Genomic DNA, 18,391 nt, shown 5'->3' with positions numbered 1-18,391 from the left:
GATGTGTGGGGGGACCACATGCGCAAGAACCGAATCGCCCGAACGGCCGCCACCGCCCTGCTCGCGCTCGGCAGCGTCGCCGCCTTCGCCGGCACCGCCCAGGCCGAACCGATCGACTACGTGCGGATCGAGCTCGTCGAGCTGCACTGCCAGAAGAACAGCGAGGGCGACCACGACGAGGCGTACCTCAAGATCACCGACGCCAACGGCAACGCCGTCAAGGTCTGGCCCGGAAACGGCGTCAAGTACCAGACCATGGGCACCGGTTACGTCCGGTCGATGGCCGACGGCAACGGCAACGCGGCCCTCATCCTCGGCAAGCAGCAGGCCCGCACCCTGACCCTCTGGGACTACGACTCGACCAGCGGCGACGACAAGCTCGGCGCCACGCTCGTCACCGGCAGCGAGGTCGGCGCCGAGACCCAGTGGCGCTCGGTCGAGGGCTCCGGCGGCGTCTACGTCATCGGCTACCGCGTGATCGACATCTGACCGTCGCCCACCGTCCCGAGACTCACGACGGAAGGCCGTGCCGGATCACCGGCACGGCCTTCCCCGCGTCCACCCGGGATCAGTCGCCGTCGGGGGCGAGCAGCTCACCCGACCGCGCCACCCGCGCGTACCAGCGGGCGCTGGACTTCGGGGTCCGCTCCAGGGTGTCGTAGTCCACCCGCACCGCGCCGAAGCGCTTCGCGTAGCCGTACGCCCACTCGAAGTTGTCCAGCAGCGACCAGAGGAAGTAGCCGCGGACGTCCACACCGTCCGAGATGGCACGGTGCACCGCCTCCAGATGCGCGTGCACATAGGCCGCGCGCTCCGGGTCGTGCACCGAACCGTCCGGCGAGACCACGTCCTCGTACGCCGCCCCGTTCTCGCTGATGACCAGCGGGAGTTCGGGGTACGCGGCCGCCACCCGGGTCAGCAGGTCGTACAGCGCGCTCGCGTCGACCGGCCAGCCCATCGCGGTCCGCTCGCCCGGCGCCCGGTGGAAGGCGACCGCGTCCGAGCCGGGCCACGGCGAGTGGTCGCTGTTGCCGTGCCCGTCGTCCTGCGGCTTCTCCGCCCCTTCCGGGACCTGCGAGACGAGGGTCGGGGTGTAGTAGTTGATCGCGAGCAGGTCCAGCGGCTGCCGCGCGGTCGCCGCGTCACCGTCCTTGACGAAGGACCAGTCGGTGACGTGCGCCGTGTCGAGGATCAGGTCCTCGGGGTAGGCGCCCTCCAGCATCGGACCCAGCCAGATCCGGTTGCCGACGGCGTCGATACGGCGGGCCGCGTCCAGGTCCTCGGCGGAACCGGTCAGCGGACGCACCTCGTGCAGATTGAGCGAGACCGCGATCTGCCGGTCCGCGGGCAGTGACGAGCGCAGGGCCTGGACCGCGAGACCGTGCCCGAGGTTGAGGTGGTGGGCGGCACGCAGCGAGGCCACCGGGTCCGTACGGCCCGGGGCGTGGACCCCGGAGCCGTACCCCAGGAAGGCGCTGCACCACGGTTCGTTGAGCGTGGTCCACCGGGTCACGCGGTCGCCGAGGGCGTCGGCGACGATGCCCGCGTACTCGGCGAAACGCTCGGCGGTCGCCCGCTCGGGCCAGCCGCCCGCGTCCTCCAGCTCCTGGGGCAGGTCCCAGTGGTAGAGGGTGAGGGCCGGCTCGATGCCGGCGGCGAGCAGCTCGTCGACGAGCGACCGGTAGAAGTCCAGGCCCTTCTGGACGGCCGGCCCTCGACCGGTGGGCTGCACACGGGACCAGGAGACGGAGAACCGGTAGGCGTTCAGGCCGAGTTCGGACATGATCCCGACGTCTTCGCGGAACCGGTGGTAGTGGTCCACGGCCACGTCACCTGTGTGGCCCTCGAAGACCTTGCCGGGGGTGTGCGAGAAGGTGTCCCAGATGGACGGGGTACGGCCGTCCTCGGCCGCCGCTCCCTCGATCTGGTACGCGGCCGTGGCCGCGCCCCAGAGGAAGTCGGACGGGAACGAGCGGGTGGCGGTGAGCGGCCGGGTTTCGGACGCGGTCATAGGAGAGCGCTCCCAACGCGGGGTACGGGGTAGGTACGTGCGGTATGTGCGGTACGGAGAGGGGCGGGCCGTCAGCTCTTGACGGCGCCGGCCGTGATGCCGCCCACGATGTGCTTGCCGAGGAAGGCGAAGACGAGCAGCAGCGGCACGGTGGAGATGAGGGCGCCGGTCAGCACGACGGCGTGGTCCACGCTGTGGTTGCCCGCGCCGAGTCCGGCGAGCGCCACCTGGAGGGTGGGGTTGCCGTCCGGGGTGAGGGCGATGAACGGCCAGAAGAAGTCGTTCCACGCCTGCACGAAGACCAGCATGCCGAGCACGGCCATGGCGGGCCTGGCGATGGGGAAGACCACGTGCCAGATGATCCGGAGGCTGTGCGCGCCGTCCATCCTGGCCGCCTCCACCAGCTCCATCGGCAGGGCCTCCACCAGGAACTGGCGCATGAAGAACACGCCGAAGGCGGCGACGAGCGAGGGCAGGACGACCGACTGGAGCTGGTCGAACCAGCCGAGGTCGGTGATGATCTGGTACAGCGGGATGACGCTGAGCTGCGGCGGGATCGTCATGGTGGCGACCACGAGCGAGAGCAGCATGCCCCGGCCCCGGAACGGCAGTTTGGCGAAGGCGAAGCCGGCGAGCGTGGAGAACAGCACGGTGGACAGGGCCACCAGGCTCGCCACGATCGTGGTGTTGATCAACGCCTCGCCCATGTCGACCTGGTTCCAGGCGAAGCTCAGGTTGTCCAGGAGGCGGTTGCCGGGCAGCAGCGGCGCCGGGGCCTCCACGACCCGCTCGCCGGTGTGCGAGGCGGCGACCACGTTCCAGTACAGCGGGAAGAGCGAGACGAACGCGGCCACGGCCAGCAGGACGTAGGTCAGCGGCCCCGCGTGGTGCTGGCGGCCGGCCGTCTGCCGGAAGCGGCGCCCCGGACGGGCCGGCGCGCGGCCGCCGGCCGGAGCCTTCTCCTCGATCGGCGTCGTGTCGAGTGTGCGGGCCATCGGGTCAGCCCCCCAGCTTCTTGCGGTTGTGGCGGGTGACGAGGGCCTGGACGCCGCCGACGAGCAGCAGGAGCAGCAGCATGACCCATGCGATGGCCGAGGCCTGGCCCAGCGCGCCGGTCACCCAGCCCTTCTCGTACATCAGCAGGCTCAGCGTCTGGAACTGGTTGCCGCTGCCGCCGCTGATGCCGACACTGCCGCCGAAGAGCATCGGCTCACCGAACAGCTGGGTGGCGCCGATGGTGGAGACGATGATCGTGAAGAGGATGGTCGGCCGGATGGACGGGATCGTGACGCTGACGAACTGGCGCCAGCGCGAGGCGCCGTCGAGCGAGGCCGCCTCGTACAGGTCCTGCGGCACGGCCTGCATGGCGGCCAGGTAGATCAGCGCGTTGTAGCCGGTCCAGCGCCAGGTGACGATCACCGAGATCGCGATCTGCGCCGGCCACTTGGACGACTCCCAGTTCACCGGGTCGATGCCGATCCAGCCCAGGAGGCCGTTGATCATGCCGTAGTCGGTGTTGAACAGCTGGGCGAAGACCAGGGTCGCCGCCGCGATCGAGGTGGCGTACGGGGCGAGGATCGCGACCCGGAAGAAGCCCCGGCCGCGGAGTTTGTAGTTGAGCAGATGCGCCAGGCCCAGGGCCATGAGCAGCTGGGGAACGGTCGCGATGACACCGATGGTGAAGGTGTTGAAGAGCGCGTTCCAGAAGAACTCGCTGGTCGCGAGGTCCGTGTAGTTCTCCAGGCCCTTCCACGTCGGGTCGCCGCCGAGCTCGACCCGGTGGAGCGAGAGCCAGCCCGTGTAGATCAGCGGGAAGAGGCCGAAGGCGGCGAAGGTGAGGAAGAAGGGGGCGACGAAGACGTACGGGATCGCCTTGAGGTCCCAGCGGTAGAGCGTGCTGCGCCAGCCGCCGGAGGAGGCGCGGTGGCCGCGCGGGCCGGGGGAGGAGGGCGGTGCGGCGGGCGGCGGGGAGCCGTCCGGCTTCGCCCGAACGGAGGTGGCCACGGGGGCGTCCTTCCAGGTCGATGCGTGCGGTGGTGCGGACGGTGCCGGTCCGCCGCCCGCGGGCGGCGGACCGGCAGGCGCCCCCGCTACTGGTCGATCTTGTCGTCGACCAGCTTCTTGACGTTCTCCCAGGCCTTGGCCGGGTCGGTGCCGCGCTGCTCGATGTCGAGGATCCCGTTGTCGGTGAGGAAGGTCTTCACCTGGCCGTCGTAGCGGCTGATGGAGGCGGGCGTGATGCCGGCCGCCGCGCTGGAGAAGATCTTGCCGACCGGGGTGTCGCCGAAGTACGGCAGCTTCGCGTCCTGGACCGTCGAGGAGGTCAGCGTGTCCTTCGACGAGGGGATGTTGCCGTTGACCGCGAACACCTTGGCGTGCTGCTCCGGGGCGGTCAGCCAGGCGGCCAGTTCGGCGGCCTCCTTGGTGTGCTTGCCGGACTTGGGCACGGCGAGGAAGGCGCCGCCCCAGTTGCCGGCGACCGGCGGCGCGGCGATGTCCCACTTGCCCTGGTTGGCGGGCCCGGCCTGGTCCTTGATGATGCCGGTCATCCAGCTGGGGCAGGCGACGGTGGCGAACTTCGAGTTCTTGAAGGCCGCGTTCCAGGTGCCCTTCTCGTCGAACTGGCGGAGCTTGGCGGTGAGTCCGCCCTGGGCCGCCTTGACGGCCGTCTCCCAGGCCTTCTTCACACCGGGGCTGTTCTCCCAGTCGAGCTTGCCGCTGGTGTCGGCGTACTGCACGGGGTCGCTGGAGATGACGGCGTTGAAGAGTCCGCTCGCCGAGTCGTGGAAGGAGGTGCCCGCGGGGGCGGCCGCCTTGTACTTCTCCCCGGTCTCGATGAACTTGGCCCAGTCGCCCGCCCACAGCTTGGCGACGGCGTCGCGCTCGGTGGGCAGCTTGGCCTTGGCGAAGAGGTCCTTGTTGTAGCAGACGGCCATCGGGCCGATGTCGGTGCCGAGGCCGATGACCTTGCCGTCGCCGGTCGTCGCCTGCTTGACCTTCCAGTCGAGGAAGTCGCCGAGGTTCGCGCCGCCCTCCTTGCCCAGGTCGACCCACTTGTTCGCCATGGCCGGGCCGGTCGCCTCGGCGATGTAGCCGACCTCGACGGCCTGGATGTCGGCGACGCCGCTGTTCTGGGAGAGGCGCAGCTTGAGGGTGTCCCAGTACTTCTGACCGTCGGAGACGTTCGACTCCTCGATCTTGATGTTCGGGTGGAGCCGCTCGTACTCGGCGTAGAGCTTGGCGCCGGTCTTGTCGTCGTAGCCGAAGGAACCGAAGGTCCCGACCCGCAGCGTGATCTTCTCGGTGCTCTGGCCGCCCCCGCCGCCCTTGCCGCCGTTGTCGTCGTCGCTGCCGCAACCGGTGAGCAGGGTCGTGCCGGTCACGACGACGGCGACCGCCGCGATCGCCGCACGGCGTCCGCGTCTGCTGCTGGAAGTGCGCATTCCACTCTCCTCGTCCAAGGTGGTGCTCGTTGTGCGCCAAGAGGTCCGGCCGGCTGATCGCGGCTCGGCGGGGCCCGCCAGGACCCGATGCAAGGCTGTGTGCGTCCCGGATGGGAGCGCTCCCACGTCGTTGCCGGAAGGTTGCTGCCTGGCGGGTGCGGGTGTCAAGACATGAACGCGGATTCGTTACCGGAAGGTTTTCCGGGGGTTTCGCGGGGCCGGGCGGGGGTGGGTCGCGTCATCTCCTGAACACACTCGTGGCGCGGGGGCGGGGGCTTGGACTACGGTGGGAGCGCTCCCATTGGTGCTTCCGTCATCGGCAGGGCCGTGGTGAGCTGCGCGTTGTCCTACGAGGGGAGTTCGGGAGTTGTGAGCGGACGGCAGAGCGGCAGACCCACCCTGGAGCAGGTCGCGGCCAGGGCCGGGGTCGGCCGGGGCACGGTCTCCCGGGTGATCAACGGCTCCCCCCGGGTGAGCGAGCAGACCAGAACGGCCGTCGCCAGAGCCGTCGCCGAACTCGGCTACGTACCCAACCAGGCCGCCCGCGCCCTGGCGGGCAGCCGCACGGACGCCATCGCGCTCGTCATCCCCGAGGCCGAGGCGCGACTCTTCGCGGAGCCGTACTTCCTCGACCTCATCCGCGGCGTCAGCGCCGAACTCGCCGAGGCCGACAAGCAGTTGCTGCTCACCCTGGTCCGCAGCGAGCAGGAGCGGCAGCGCTTCGAGCAGTACCTCGCGGCCCAGCGCGTCGACGGCGTCCTGCTCGCCTCCGTTCACGGCGACGACCCGCTGCCCGACCGGATCAGGGAACTGGGCCTCCCCGTCGTCATGAACGGCCGCCGCGCGGAGGCCGAACCCGTGCCCTACGTCGACTCCGACAACATCGGGGCCGGACGGGCGGCCGTCGCCCATCTCGTGGGCCGCGGCCGCGGCAGGATCGCCACCGTCACCGGGCCGCTCGACATGTACGTGGCACGCGCCCGGCTCGGCGGCTACCGCGCGGGTCTGGCGGAGGCCGGTCTCTCGCCCGACGAGGCGCTGGTCTCGGCCGGCGACTTCACCGAGGAGGGTGGCCGCCGGGCCATGCGGCTGCTCCTCGACCGCAGCCCCGACCTGGACGCCGTCTTCGCCGCGTCGGACGTGATGGCGGCCGGCGCGCGTGCGGCCCTGCGGGAGGCGGGCCGCCGGGTTCCCGACGACGTGGCCCTCGTCGGGGTCGACGACTCGCCGGTGGCACGGCTGATGGACCCCCCGCTGACGAGCGTGCGGCAGCCCATCGAGGAGATGGGCCGCACCATGGCGCGGATGCTGCTCCAGGAGATCGCGGAGGCGCCGCAGGAGCCCCGCCGGCATGTGCTGCCGACGGAGCTGATCGTGCGGGAGTCGTGCTGAGGCCCTCGCTCGTGGAGCGCGAACGAACCCGCGGCCGGCCGGGACCCGGGGGGGGTCCGGCCGGCCGCGGGGGCCGGTCGGGGTGTTACAGCGCCGGGTGGGCGTTCTTCATGAGCTCCTGGAACTGAGCCGAGAACCACTGGCCCGAGATCGGGGCGTCCGGCAGCGAGCCCGACATGCTGTTGCCGTTACGGGCGTTGCCCGTGTACGTCGGGTCGCACATCCGGTCGAAGCCCTTGCCCTCGTTGTTCGGGATCTCCTTGCTGGCGCCGTCGGACTCGCCCGGGGGCTTCATCCAGACGTACGCGTCGATGCCCGCGGCGGGCGCCGACTGCGGCCGCTCGCCGAGACCCGCGCCGGACTGGTTGCACCAGTTGCCGAGGTGGATGCGCCGGTCGTACTTGCCGCCGTTGACGTACGTGTCGACATTGGTCGTCGCGCCCGCGGCGGTGGGCCGGGCGGTGCCGCCCCAGCCGTTGCGGGAGGTGTCGATCAGCATGCCGAGGCCGCTGTCGAAACCGAGCGAGACCAGCTTGGTGCGCATCGCCTGGGCGTAGGACAGCTCGTCGGTGTACCGGTTCCAGTCGACCCACTTCGACTGGCGTACGGAGACGCCGTTCACGCTGTCGTTGATGGTGAAGTGGTCCTCCTTCAGCGCGCTGTAGTTGGCGGTGTTGACGATGAAGCCGTGGACGTTGGAGACCGTGGAGCCCTCGGCGGTGGCGGCCTGCTTGAACAGTTCGGCGGAGGCGCCGAAGTTGTCGTCCCAGCCCAGCCAGCCGTGGTGGCCGGCGTCCACGTAGTTGTAGACGTTGCCGACCGCGCCCAGCTTCTTGAGCGCGTAGCCGACGCCGGTGATGTAGTTGCCGTTGGCCTTCATGACGTCGCAGTTGGCCGTGGCGGTCGGGCGCCCGGAGACGTTGGTGACCAGGTTCGGCAGCGAGTCGATCTCGACCGTGGTGACGATCCGCAGACCCGCGTACTTCGAGTCGGCGAGGATCGCGGCGATCGGGTCGATGTACTCGGTCTTGTAGCGGTTGATCTCGGTCGGGCCGAGCTCGCCGTTGGAGGCGAGGGCGGCACAGTCGCGGCCCGGCAGGTTGTAGACGACCAGCTGGACGACGAGCTCGCCGCTGCCCTTCTGCTTGAGGGCCTCGTCGAGGTGGGCGCGCAGGCCCATGGAGGTGGCGGAGCCGTTGATGGCGGCGATCCGGTCCAGCCACACACCGGTGGGCTGGTTGGAGATCTTGGTGCCGCCCGGCTCGGCCGCGGCCTTCGCGGACCACTCGGGGTTCACGTACACCTTGGCGCCGGCGTACGGGTTGTCGGCCTTGGTGCCGGCCGGCGGCGGGGTCGTCGGGGGAGTGGTGGGCGGGGTGGTCGGGGGAGTCGTCGGCTCGGTGGTGCCGTTGCAGGTGACCCCGTTGAGCTTGAAGGTGGCCGGCACGGCGTTGGTGCCGCTGTACGAGCCGTTGAAGCCGAAGGAGGTCGAACCGCCGGTGGCCAGGGACCCGTTGTACGAGACGTTCTTGGCGGTGACGGCGGCACCGGACTGGGTGATGGTGGCGTTCCAGCCCTGGGTGACCTGCTGGTTGCCGGCGTAGGACCACTCGACGGTCCAGGCGGCCACCGGGTCACCGGTGTTGGTGACCGTCACGTTGGCGCCGAAGCCGGTGCTCCACTGGTTGGTGATCTGGTAGTCGACCTTGCAGCCGGGGGTGGCGGCGCCGGCGGTGGCGGTGCCGAAGACGGTGGCGGTGGCGCCGGTGGCCGTGATGAGGCCGAGGGCCGCCAGGAGGGCGGTGCGGCTGGTGCGGCTCATGCGGGTGGGGGTTCCTTTCAGGGGGTGAGGCCGCGCAGGTGGTCGCGCAGCCCGATGCCGAATGCGGTGGGGGTGCCGTCGTACGAACTGATCAGCGCGGGACCGGAGTTGCAGTTCCAGGTGTTCCAGGTCCAGCCCAGGTACGAGAGGCGGCGGTCGTCGAACCACTTCATGACGCGGTCGATGAACGCGTGTCCGCAGGTGTTCTCACCGATCTCGCCCGCGAGGAGAGGAACCTCGGCGGCTACCGGGGCGAGGGTGTTGTTCCAGCACGTCTCGTCGGCGCAGGTGTTGAAGTTGTAGACGTGCCAGGCGGCGGCCAGATTGCCCGCCGGGTCCGTGGGGCGGTACGTGAGCCACTGGCTCAGGTCGTTGGAGTACGCGATGCCCGGGACGAGAACGAGGTTCTTCGCTCCCGTGGCGCGGACCGCGTCCAGCAGATCCTGCATGCCGGCGACTTCGTAGCCGATGCCGGGACAGGTGCCGCCGTCGCGCCAGCAGGTCCAGGCCTGGGTCGCGGTGGAGGTCGCCCGATCCGGATAGGGCTCGTTGAACAGGTCGAGGACGACCCGCTCGTCGTTCTTGAAGGTGTTCGCCACCGAGGTCCAGAACGCCGGTGTGTACTGCGCGTTGGGCATCGGCTTCTGGCAGGTGGCGTGCACGTCGGAGCAGCCCGCCGAGTTGCCCGTGTACTGGCCGTACGTCCAGTGGAGTTCGACCACCGGGGTCATGCCGTGGGCGATGACCTTGTCGACCAGGCTCTTCACGGCGTTGATGTAGTTCGTGCCCCGGTATTCGGGCTTGATGTTGTCCAGGCCGAGCCAGCACTCCTCGTTGAGGGGAATGCGGACCGTGTTGGCCTTCCAGTCGGCGATGGCCTTGACGGACGCGTCGTCGACGGGACCGTCCCAGATGCCGTAGCCCTGGACGCACATGAACTCGCCGCCGGAGCGGTTGACGCCGAGCAGGCGCCGGGTGGCCCCGTTCTGGTCGACGAACGTGTTGCCGGAGACGCTGAGTTCGGGCGCGCCGGTCACCGGGGTCGGGGTCGTCGGGGGAGTGGTGGTCGGGGGTGTCGTGGGCGGCGTGGTCGGGTCGGTGGGTGTGGGTGTGGGTGTCGGGGGCACGTCGGTGTTGCAGGGCGTGCCGTTGAGTGTGAAGGCGGTGGGTGCCGTGTTGGCGCCCGACCAGGAGGCGATGAAACCGCCCGAGATCTTCGCGCCGGTGCCGAGTGCGGCGTTCCAGCTCTCGTTCACGACCGTGACGTTCGTGCCGGACTGGGACCACTTGCCGCCCCAGCCCTGGCTGACGACCTGGCCGGCCGGGAAGGCGAAGCCGAGGCTCCAACCGTTGAGCGCGGCACTGTTGTTGGTGACGGTAACGGCACCCTGGTAACCGCCGGCCCATTGGCCGACGACCGAGTACTCCACCGTGCAGGCGGGTGCGGCCGCGGCTCCTGAGGCCGTACCCATGAGGGCGAACGCGGTGCTCGCCATCGTGAGCGCCACTCCGGAGAGCAGCGCGGACAGACGTGGGGGATGTCGCATGAGCGAGTCCTCGCAGCGAGGGCACACCCCTGACGGTGTGCCGACCGGACGGATTCGCTCCCACTGGTCGGCCAGACCGTAGCGGCAACTGGCGCCAAGGAAAAGAGGGGTTGGGTAAATTCCCTCGCCAATTGCCTTCGACTCTTCACGCACCTTGACGCCGTTGCGTCCCAACTGCACAGTGGGAGCGCTCCCACTGGTTCAGAGCTTGTCTCCATGCACGTTTCGCTCTTCGCTCCCCCGACCTCCCGAGCCGCGAGGAGAACCACCCGCATGCCACGCCTCCGACCGAGAACGCGACCACGCCGGCAGCTGACCGCCCTGGCCGCCGCGCTCTCCCTCCCCCTCGGCCTCACGGCCGTCGGCGCCACCACCGCCCAGGCCGCCGCCGTGCAGTGCAGCGTCGACTACAGGACCAACGACTGGGGTTCGGGCTTCACCGCCGAGCTCACCCTCACCAACCGGGCCACCGAGACCCTGAACGGCTGGACCCTCACCTACGCCTACGCCGGCGACCAGAAGCTCACCAACGGCTGGAGCGGCGTCTGGTCCCAGTCCGGCAAGAACGTCACGGTGACCAACGCCTCCTGGAACGGCACCCTCGCCGCGGGGGCCGCCACCACCACCGGCGCCCAGTTCACCTACAGCGGGGCCAACGCCGCCCCCGGCTCCTTCGCGGTCAACGGCACCCCCTGCACGGGCGCCCACCAACCCCCGGTCGCGGTCCTGACCAGCCCGGCCGCCGGGGCCGTCTACAGCCAGGGCGACGCGGTTCCGCTCGCCGCGACCGCCGCCGCGGCCGACAACGCCACCGTGAGCAAGGTGGAGTTCTACAGCGACACGGCCCTCCTCGGCACCGACACCACCGCGCCCTTCACCCTCGGCGCCACCGGCCTCGCCACCGGCGGCCACTCCCTCTACGCCAAGGTGTACGACAGCCTCGGCGCCTCCGCCGAGTCGGCCCCCGTCGGCATCACCGTCGCCGCGGGCCCCGCTCTCGTCGCCGCCCCGAGCCAGCTCGGGGTACGCCAGGGCGCCAGCGGCACCTTCGACCTGAAGCTCTCCACCGCGCCCACCGCGAACGTCACGGTGAGCGTCGCCCGTACCTCGGGCAACACCAACCTCACCGCTACCCCGGCCGCGCTCACCTTCACCCCGGCGAACTGGAACACCGCCCAGAAGGTGACCGTCGCCGCCGCGGCCACCGGCACCGGATCGGCCGTCTTCACCGCGACCGCCCCCGGCCACGCCAAGGCCGAGGTCACCGTCGCCCAGCTGGCCGCGAACTCCACGTACGACGCCCGCTTCCTCGATCTGCACGGAAAGATCACCAACCCGGCCAACGGCTACTTCTCGCCCGAGGGCATCCCGTACCACTCCGTCGAGACCCTGATCGTCGAGGCCCCCGACCACGGGCACGAGACGACCTCGGAGGCGTACAGCTACCTCATCTGGCTCCAGGCCATGTACGGCAAGATCACCGGCGACTGGACCAAGTTCAACGGCGCCTGGGAGACCATGGAGAAATTCATGATCCCCACCCACGCCGACACGCCCACCACCTCCTCCTACAACGCCGCCAAGCCGGCCACCTACGCGCCCGAGTGGGACCTGCCCTCCCAGTACCCGGCGCGGCTCGACTCCGGGGTGACCTCGGGCTCCGACCCGATCGCCGCCGAACTCAAGAGCGCCTACGGCACCGACGACATCTACGGCATGCACTGGATCCAGGACGTCGACAACGTCTACGGCTTCGGCAACGAACCCGGGAAGTGCTCCGCCGGACCGACGGCGACCGGCCCCTCCTACATCAACACCTTCCAGCGCGGCCCGCAGGAGTCCGTCTGGGAGACCGTCACCCACCCCACCTGCGACAACTTCTCCTACGGCGGGAGGAACGGCTACCTCGACCTCTTCACGGGGGACGCCTCCTACGCCAAGCAGTGGAAGTTCACCAACGCCCCCGACGCGGACGCCCGCGCCGTCCAGGCCGCCTACTGGGCCGACCTCTGGGCCAAGCAGCAGGGCAAGGGCACACAGGTCTCCGCGACCGTCGGCAAGGCCGCCAGGATGGGCGACTACCTGCGGTACGCGATGTTCGACAAGTACTTCAAGAAGTCCGGGAACTGCGTCGGCCCGACCACCTGCCCGGCCGGCACCGGCAAGGACAGCGCGCACTACCTGATGTCCTGGTACTACGCCTGGGGCGGCGCCACCGACACTTCCGCCGGCTGGTCCTGGCGCATCGGCTCCAGCCACGCCCACGGCGGCTACCAGAACCCGCTCGCCGCGTACGCGCTCAGCGAGTACGCCCCGCTCAAGCCCAAGTCGACGACGGGCGCGGCCGACTGGGCGACCAGCCTCGACCGGCAGCTGGAGTTCTACCGCTGGCTCCAGTCCGACGAGGGCGCCATCGCGGGCGGCGCCACCAACAGCTGGCAGGGCCGCTACGCCACCCCGCCGGCCGGCACCCCCACCTTCCACGGCCTCTTCTACGACGAGAAGCCCGTCTACCACGACCCGGCGTCGAACCAGTGGTTCGGCTTCCAGGCCTGGTCCATGGAACGGGTCGCCGAGTACTACCAGCAGACCGGCGACGCCGGGGCGAAGACCGTCCTCGACAAATGGGTCTCCTGGGCGCTGTCCAAGACCACGATCAACCCGGACGGCACCTACCGCATCCCCTCCACCCTCCAGTGGTCCGGCGCACCCGACACCTGGAACGCCGCGAACCCCGGCGCCAACGCCGGACTGCACGTCACCGTCGCCGACTACACCAATGACGTAGGTGTGGCCGCCGCCTACGCCAAGACCCTGACCTACTACGCGGCCAAGTCCGGCCACGCCGAGGCCAAGCGGGTCGCCAAGGCCCTGCTCGACGGCATGTGGGACCACCACCAGGACCCGCTCGGCATCGCCGTCGAGGAGACCCGCGCCGACTACAACCGCTTCGACGACCCCGTGTACGTGCCGAACGGCTGGACCGGCACCATGCCCAACGGCGACACGGTGAACAACTCCTCCACCTTCGCCTCGATCCGCAGCTTCTACCAGGACGACCCGGCCTGGCCGAAGATCGAGGCCTATCTGGCGGGCGGCGCCGCGCCCGTCTTCACCTACCACCGGTTCTGGGCCCAGGCGGACATCGCCCTGGCCATGGGCTCGTACGCGGAGCTGCTCGAATAACAGCCCGCCCCGCATGGAGACGGCTCCGCGTACGACGAGGCCGGGTGGACCCCGAGAGGGGCCCGCCCGGCCTTCGGTCCGTCGCGCGAAGGGCCCGGGCCGCGTCGACCCACCCGCCACCGGGTGAGTACGCGTACTCAGGTCCCGAAACCCGGGCTCCCCCAGACTGAGGCGCGAACGACGAACCGCCTCTGGGGGGAAGCACATGGACCACGACCTGCAGCTGCGCGCTGCCACGCCCGACGACCACGACTGGATTCACGAACTGCGCCATCGGGTGTACGCGGAGGAGCTGGGACAGCACCCGGTGGATCCGTCGGGGCGGCTGAGCGACGGACTCGACGGCGACACCGTGTATCTGGTGGCCGCGCGCGGGGAGACCCGGATCGGCTTCGTCGGTCTCACCCCGCCGTGGGTGGGCCGCTACTCCCTGGACAAGTACCTGACGCGCGAGGAACTGCCGGTCCTGACGGAGGAGGAGCCGTTCGAGATCCGCATCCTGACCGTCGAGGAACGCTGGCGGTCCACCGCCGCCGCTCCGCTCCTCATGTACGCGGCACTGCGCTGGGCGGCGGCACGGGGAGGCCGCCGGGTGGTGGCGATGGGACGCACCGAGCTCCTCGACATGTACCTCGCCGCCGGTCTGCGGCCCGTGGGGCGCACCGTCCGCTCGGGCGCCGTCTCCTTCGAGGTGCTGAGCGGCTCCGTCGCCGGACTGACGCGGACCGTCGCGGAGCGCCACGGCCGGACGCTGGAGCGACTGCGGGCGGGCCTCGACTGGCGCCTGGACGTGCCGTTCGCGCCGCGCGCGGACGGCTGCGAGCACGGCGGGGCCTTCTTCTCGGCCATCGGCACGGACTTCAGAACCCTGACACGACGTCACGAGGTGGTGGCGGCCGATGTGCTGGACGCCTGGTTCCCGCCGGCCCCCGAGGTCCGGGCGGTCCTGTCGGAGGACCCGGGATGGTCGGCCCGGACCTCGCCGCCGACCGGCGCGGAAGGACTGCTCGCGGAGCTCGCCCGGGTCCGTGGGCTGCCCTCGGAGTCGCTGGTCGTCGGGGCCGGCTCCTCCGACCTGATCTTCCGGGCCTTCGGCCGGTGGCTCACGCCGGGAAGCCGGGTCCTCCTGCTGGATCCGAGCTACGGCGAGTACGCCCATGTCACCGAGCGGGTGATCGGCTGCCGGGTCGACCGGCTCCGGCTGCGCCGCGAGGACGGCTGGCTCCTCGATCCCGACCGCCTCGCCGCCGCGACCCGCAGCGGGGAGTACGACCTCGTCGTGGTGGTCAACCCGAACAATCCGACCGGCCGCCACGCACCCGCCGACGCGCTGCGCGCGGTGATCGCGGCAACGCCCGAGCGGACCCGGTGGTGGATCGACGAGGCGTACCTGGGCTACGTCGACCCGGCGGACTCGCTGGCCGGGCTCGCCTCGGTCGACCCCCGGGTCGTGGTCTGCACCTCGCTGTCGAAGATGTACGCGCTGTCGGGCATGCGGGCCGCCTATCTGGTGGCACACCGGGACACGGCCGGGGAACTGCGCCGATGGACGCCGCCGTGGCCCGTCAGCCTCCCGGCCCAGCTGGCCGCCGTGACGGCGCTGCGCCACCCCGCGTACTACGAGGAACGCTGGGCGCGCACCGCCGTCCTGCGCCGGGAACTGGCCGCCGGGCTCGCACAGCTCGACGGCCTCTCCTCGGTCGACGAGGGCGTCGCGAACTTCCTCACGGTGACCCTGCCGCCGGACGGGCCGAGTGCGGCCCTGCTGGTGAGCGAGTGCCGTCGCCACGACGTGTATCTGCGGGACCTGTCGCCGATGTCCCCGTCGTACGAGGGGCGGACCGTCCGGTTCGCGGTCCGCGACACGGCGGAGAACGCGCGGATCGTGGCCGCGTGCCGGAGCGCCCTGGACGCGCTGCGCGCCCGGGTGGCGGTGCCGGTGACGTCGGGTGCGCCGGCCGGGAGGGCCTCCCGATGACGACGGTCGCCGGTCTGGTGCCCTATCTCGGCGGGGCGCTGGCGGCCGGAGGAGTCGCGGTGGCGGCGACCCGGAAACGCGAGCTGGTGCTCCGCTGGTGCGTGTGGATGGCCGGAGTACCGCTGGTCACCGCCGCGTTCTGGCTCGGTCCGCCGGGGATCGCGGTGCTCGCGGCCGTGGTCGGGGTGGTCGCGGTGGCCGAGTTCGGCGGGCTGCTGCGGCTCGGCCCGGTGGACCGGGCGGTGCTCGGCGCGGCCGTCGTCGGGCTCGTCCTGACGGCCTGGCTGGCGCCCGGGGAGGTGCTCCGGGCGGCGGCGATCGGGGCGCTCGTGATCGCCGGGGTACCTCTGCTGTCGGGCGACGCGGAGCATGGTCTCCGCCGCCTGACGGCGGGGCTGCTGGGACTCGTGTGGCTGGGGGCCCTGGCCGGTCTCGTGCGGTCGGGTGCCCTCGGTCTCGTCCTGTTCGTGGCCGTGTCGATCGCCGACATCGTCGCGTACGCGGCGGGTCGCCGTCTCGGCGGCCCTCGGCTCTCCCCGCTCTCCCCGGCCAAGCGGTGGAGCGGCACGCTCGCCGGGGCGGCCGCCGGGCTGTGCGCGCTCGTCGTGCTGTCGTCGCTGACATGGCAGACGGCGGTGGCCGTGGCGGTCGGCGGCCCGCTCGGGGACCTGCTGGAGTCGATGGTCAAGCGCGGTGCCCGAGCGAAGGACGCGGGCCGTTGGCTCGCCGGCTCCGGCGGTCTGCTGGACCGGATCGACTCCCTCCTCGTGGCCCTGGCGGTGCTGCTGGTCCTGAGCTGAGCAGGGTCCCGCGGACGGGAGGCGGTGGCGGCGGGCGCGGGCATCGGACGATCGCGGCTTCCACGGGGGTCACGTGAGCCCACCCACCAGGTGGCATCCTCTTGGCCGCCCCGCCGGGACGCACCTACGATGCCGGTGATCATCGCCGCCGTGACACATCGCGGCGGCAGCACCGTATTCCGGGGGGAATATCTCATGGACGCGTACAACACGCCCGTCGGACCGGCCGCCGTGCGAGGGCCCCGCTACAGATTCCGCAACCCGGTCGAACCGGCCCTCGTGGTCCAGTCGCTGATCGCGACCACCGCGCTCACCGACGTCTACATCATCGCGACCGGCGGCAAGGACTCGCCCTGGCTCGCCGAGGACATGGTCCCGTTCCCGGCCGTGCTCCAGGTGTCGTGCTGGGTCGCGTTCCTCTTCTGGTTCTTCCGGGTCCGCTGCAACGCGGAGGTCCTCGCTCCGGGCAGCCACAAGTACGCCGCGGGCTTCGCCATCGGCGCCTGGGCCATCCCCCTCGCCATGTGGTGGCTGCCGCGCCGCATCACCCTCGACATCCACCGGGCGGGCGGCCCGCCCCGCGACGCCTTGCTGATCAACGCCTGGTGGCTGGTGTGGCTCCTCGACGGACCGCTCTCGGTCGCCTTCCACCTCTTCGTCCTCGACCAGACCGACTACCGCAACCCGGTCGACGAGAGCCTCAACATCCTCTGCGCGGTTCTCGCGATCGCGGTCGTCCGCCGCGTCACCGCCCGCCAGCCCGCCGGCCCCCTGCCGTACTTCAACATGACCTGAGCCCCGGCGCGCCGCACGGGGGACGACGCCGCCCCGGGGGGGACTGGGGACGAGGCCGTCCCCCGAGCGGGGGACGGCATGATCGCCGTCGCGGGGGACGGCTCCGCGGGAGCCGGATGACAGGATGACGACCGTGGACCGAGCGAGAGCCTGGAGCGACGGCTGGACCGGATCGCGGCGGGGCGGTGCACCGCCTCCGTACGCCGGGCCCGTACTCGGCCTGTTCCTGGGGCTGTTCGCGGTCGTGGAGTCGCTCACCGAACTCGTCGTCCTCCACGGGTCGATCCCACGGATGTTCGCCGAAACGGCGACATCCCGGAGCGGGAGCTCCGGAGCCGTGCAGTTCGCGATGGTGGTCGGTCTGCTGTGTCTGTCGACCGCCGTGCCCCTGGCCTTCCTGCGGCCCGTGCCCGCCGGCCTCACCGTCACCGCGGCGAGCATCGGCTCACTCACCGTCTTCGAGACGGTGACCCTGGCGGGCTTCGCCGCCCAACTGATCGTCCAGTACCGGCTCGGCCGCCGCGGAGCAGTTCTTCCGGGCCTGCTGTGCGGTGTCCCGCTCCTCGTCGTCGCCCTCGTGGCGGGGGCCGGGGACACCGACTACCGGATCCGTGCGGTACTGCTCGCGGTGCTCGCCCCGGCGGCGGCCTTCGCCGGCCTCGCGGGTCGCCTGGCCGAACAGGACCGCCGGCACACCGCCGTGCAGGAGATCGTCGCCGACACCCGATGGGAGAACGCCGCACGGGGAGAGCGCGCCCGGATCGTCCGCGAACTCCACGACGTGGTCGGCCACCACGTCTCCATGATCGCCGTACAGGCCGAGACGGCCCGGGTGGCCACGGCCGGTATGCCCCCCGAGGGCGCCGAACGGCTCCGGGGCATCGGCGACACCGCACGCGGCGCCCTCCTGGAGATGCGACGGCTGCTCGGCGTGCTCCGCGAGGACACCGAGCCGGTCGCCGGTGGTGACCGGCGGCCGCAGCCCGACCTGAGCCGGCTCCACGAACTGCTCGACGAGGCCCGTCAGGCATCGGGTTCGTTGATCCGGCTGATCCTGAGCGGCCCGCAACGGCACCTGGACCCCGGTGTCGAACTCGCCGCCTACCGCATCGTCCAGGAATCCCTCACCAACGCCCGCAAGCACGCGGCCGGCGCCCCCGTCGACGTGGAACTGATCTACGGCGAGGACGCCCTGCGCCTGCGGATACGGGACAACGGGCCCGGTCCGCCGCTGCCCGCGCCGATCGACGGCGGCCACGGACTGCTCGGTATGCGGGAACGTGTCGCGGCGATCGGGGGAGAGCTCCACGTCGGCCCCGCCGGCCGGGGCGGATTCGTCGTCGAGGCCCGCCTCCCCACCCCGGTGGAGGCCACCTCATGAGGGCCCGGTCGCCGAGACCGCCCGAGCCTTCCGCCG

Annotated in this window: 13 protein-coding genes; 7 read left to right on the top strand and 6 right to left on the bottom strand. The window is 71.1% G+C overall.

Annotation, left to right across the window (positions count from 1 at the left end):
* Positions 1 to 18: 18 nt before the first annotated feature.
* Positions 19 to 489: a hypothetical protein gene (locus IE311_RS13805; RefSeq protein WP_229901905.1), complete on the top strand. Its 471-nt coding sequence runs from the start codon at positions 19 to 21 to the stop codon at positions 487 to 489.
* A gap of 79 nt (positions 490 to 568) precedes the next feature.
* Here the strand turns inward: IE311_RS13805 and IE311_RS13800 are convergent, their stop codons facing one another.
* The 4 genes from IE311_RS13800 to IE311_RS13785 form a co-directional block, all read right to left on the bottom strand.
* Entirely contained in the window at positions 569 to 2,011 is a 1,443-nt protein-coding gene (locus IE311_RS13800; RefSeq protein ID WP_189831933.1) for a GH1 family beta-glucosidase, read from the bottom strand.
* Between the two features lie 71 nt (positions 2,012 to 2,082).
* Positions 2,083 to 3,006, bottom strand: a complete 924-nt coding sequence (locus IE311_RS13795) for a carbohydrate ABC transporter permease (protein WP_189831932.1) — start codon at positions 3,004 to 3,006, stop codon at positions 2,083 to 2,085.
* Between the two features lie 4 nt (positions 3,007 to 3,010).
* Complete coding sequence (locus IE311_RS13790) at positions 3,011 to 4,015, bottom strand: carbohydrate ABC transporter permease (RefSeq protein WP_189831931.1); 1,005 nt, start codon at positions 4,013 to 4,015, stop codon at positions 3,011 to 3,013.
* 86 nt (positions 4,016 to 4,101) lie between these two features.
* Entirely contained in the window at positions 4,102 to 5,454 is a 1,353-nt protein-coding gene (locus IE311_RS13785) for an ABC transporter substrate-binding protein (RefSeq protein ID WP_189831930.1), read from the bottom strand.
* A gap of 369 nt (positions 5,455 to 5,823) precedes the next feature.
* On the opposite strand from IE311_RS13785, the gene IE311_RS13780 reads away from it, so the two are divergent.
* On the top strand, positions 5,824 to 6,846 hold the full coding sequence (locus tag IE311_RS13780) for a LacI family DNA-binding transcriptional regulator (RefSeq protein ID WP_189831929.1): 1,023 nt from the start codon (positions 5,824 to 5,826) through the stop codon (positions 6,844 to 6,846).
* Positions 6,847 to 6,931: 85 nt separating this feature from the next.
* Here the strand turns inward: IE311_RS13780 and IE311_RS13775 are convergent, their stop codons facing one another.
* Both IE311_RS13775 and IE311_RS13770 read right to left on the bottom strand, forming a co-directional pair.
* Complete coding sequence (locus IE311_RS13775) at positions 6,932 to 8,668, bottom strand: glycoside hydrolase family 6 protein (protein WP_189831928.1); 1,737 nt, start codon at positions 8,666 to 8,668, stop codon at positions 6,932 to 6,934.
* A 17-nt stretch (positions 8,669 to 8,685) separates the two neighbouring features.
* Positions 8,686 to 10,215 (bottom strand): cellulase family glycosylhydrolase, encoded by a 1,530-nt coding sequence (locus IE311_RS13770; RefSeq protein WP_189831927.1) that lies wholly within the window; start codon positions 10,213 to 10,215, stop codon positions 8,686 to 8,688.
* 273 nt (positions 10,216 to 10,488) lie between these two features.
* Here IE311_RS13770 and IE311_RS13765 point away from each other — a divergent pair, with 273 nt between their 5' ends.
* The 5 genes from IE311_RS13765 to IE311_RS13745 all read left to right on the top strand — a co-directional run bounded on the left by IE311_RS13765 (position 10,489) and on the right by IE311_RS13745 (position 18,355).
* Complete coding sequence (locus IE311_RS13765) at positions 10,489 to 13,401, top strand: glycoside hydrolase family 48 protein (RefSeq protein WP_189831926.1); 2,913 nt, start codon at positions 10,489 to 10,491, stop codon at positions 13,399 to 13,401.
* Between the two features lie 205 nt (positions 13,402 to 13,606).
* Positions 13,607 to 15,379 carry a histidinol-phosphate aminotransferase family protein gene (locus tag IE311_RS13760; RefSeq protein WP_189831925.1) on the top strand — a complete coding sequence of 591 codons (1,773 nt, stop codon included), beginning with the start codon at positions 13,607 to 13,609 and terminating at the stop codon, positions 15,377 to 15,379.
* On the top strand, positions 15,376 to 16,179 hold the full coding sequence (locus tag IE311_RS13755; protein WP_189831924.1) for a phosphatidate cytidylyltransferase: 804 nt from the start codon (positions 15,376 to 15,378) through the stop codon (positions 16,177 to 16,179). The genes IE311_RS13760 and IE311_RS13755 overlap by 4 nt, the downstream gene beginning before the upstream one ends.
* A gap of 195 nt (positions 16,180 to 16,374) precedes the next feature.
* A complete protein-coding gene (locus tag IE311_RS13750; RefSeq protein ID WP_189831923.1) occupies positions 16,375 to 16,974 on the top strand; it encodes a DUF4328 domain-containing protein in 600 nt (199 codons plus the stop codon).
* 133 nt (positions 16,975 to 17,107) lie between these two features.
* A complete protein-coding gene (locus IE311_RS13745) occupies positions 17,108 to 18,355 on the top strand; it encodes a sensor histidine kinase (protein WP_229901904.1) in 1,248 nt (415 codons plus the stop codon).
* Positions 18,356 to 18,391: the final 36 nt, after the last annotated feature.

The organism is Streptomyces zaomyceticus (assembly GCF_014656215.1).
Taxonomy (GTDB): Bacteria; Actinomycetota; Actinomycetes; order Streptomycetales; family Streptomycetaceae; genus Streptomyces; species Streptomyces zaomyceticus.
This window is presented reverse-complemented; position numbering and strand designations above follow the sequence as displayed.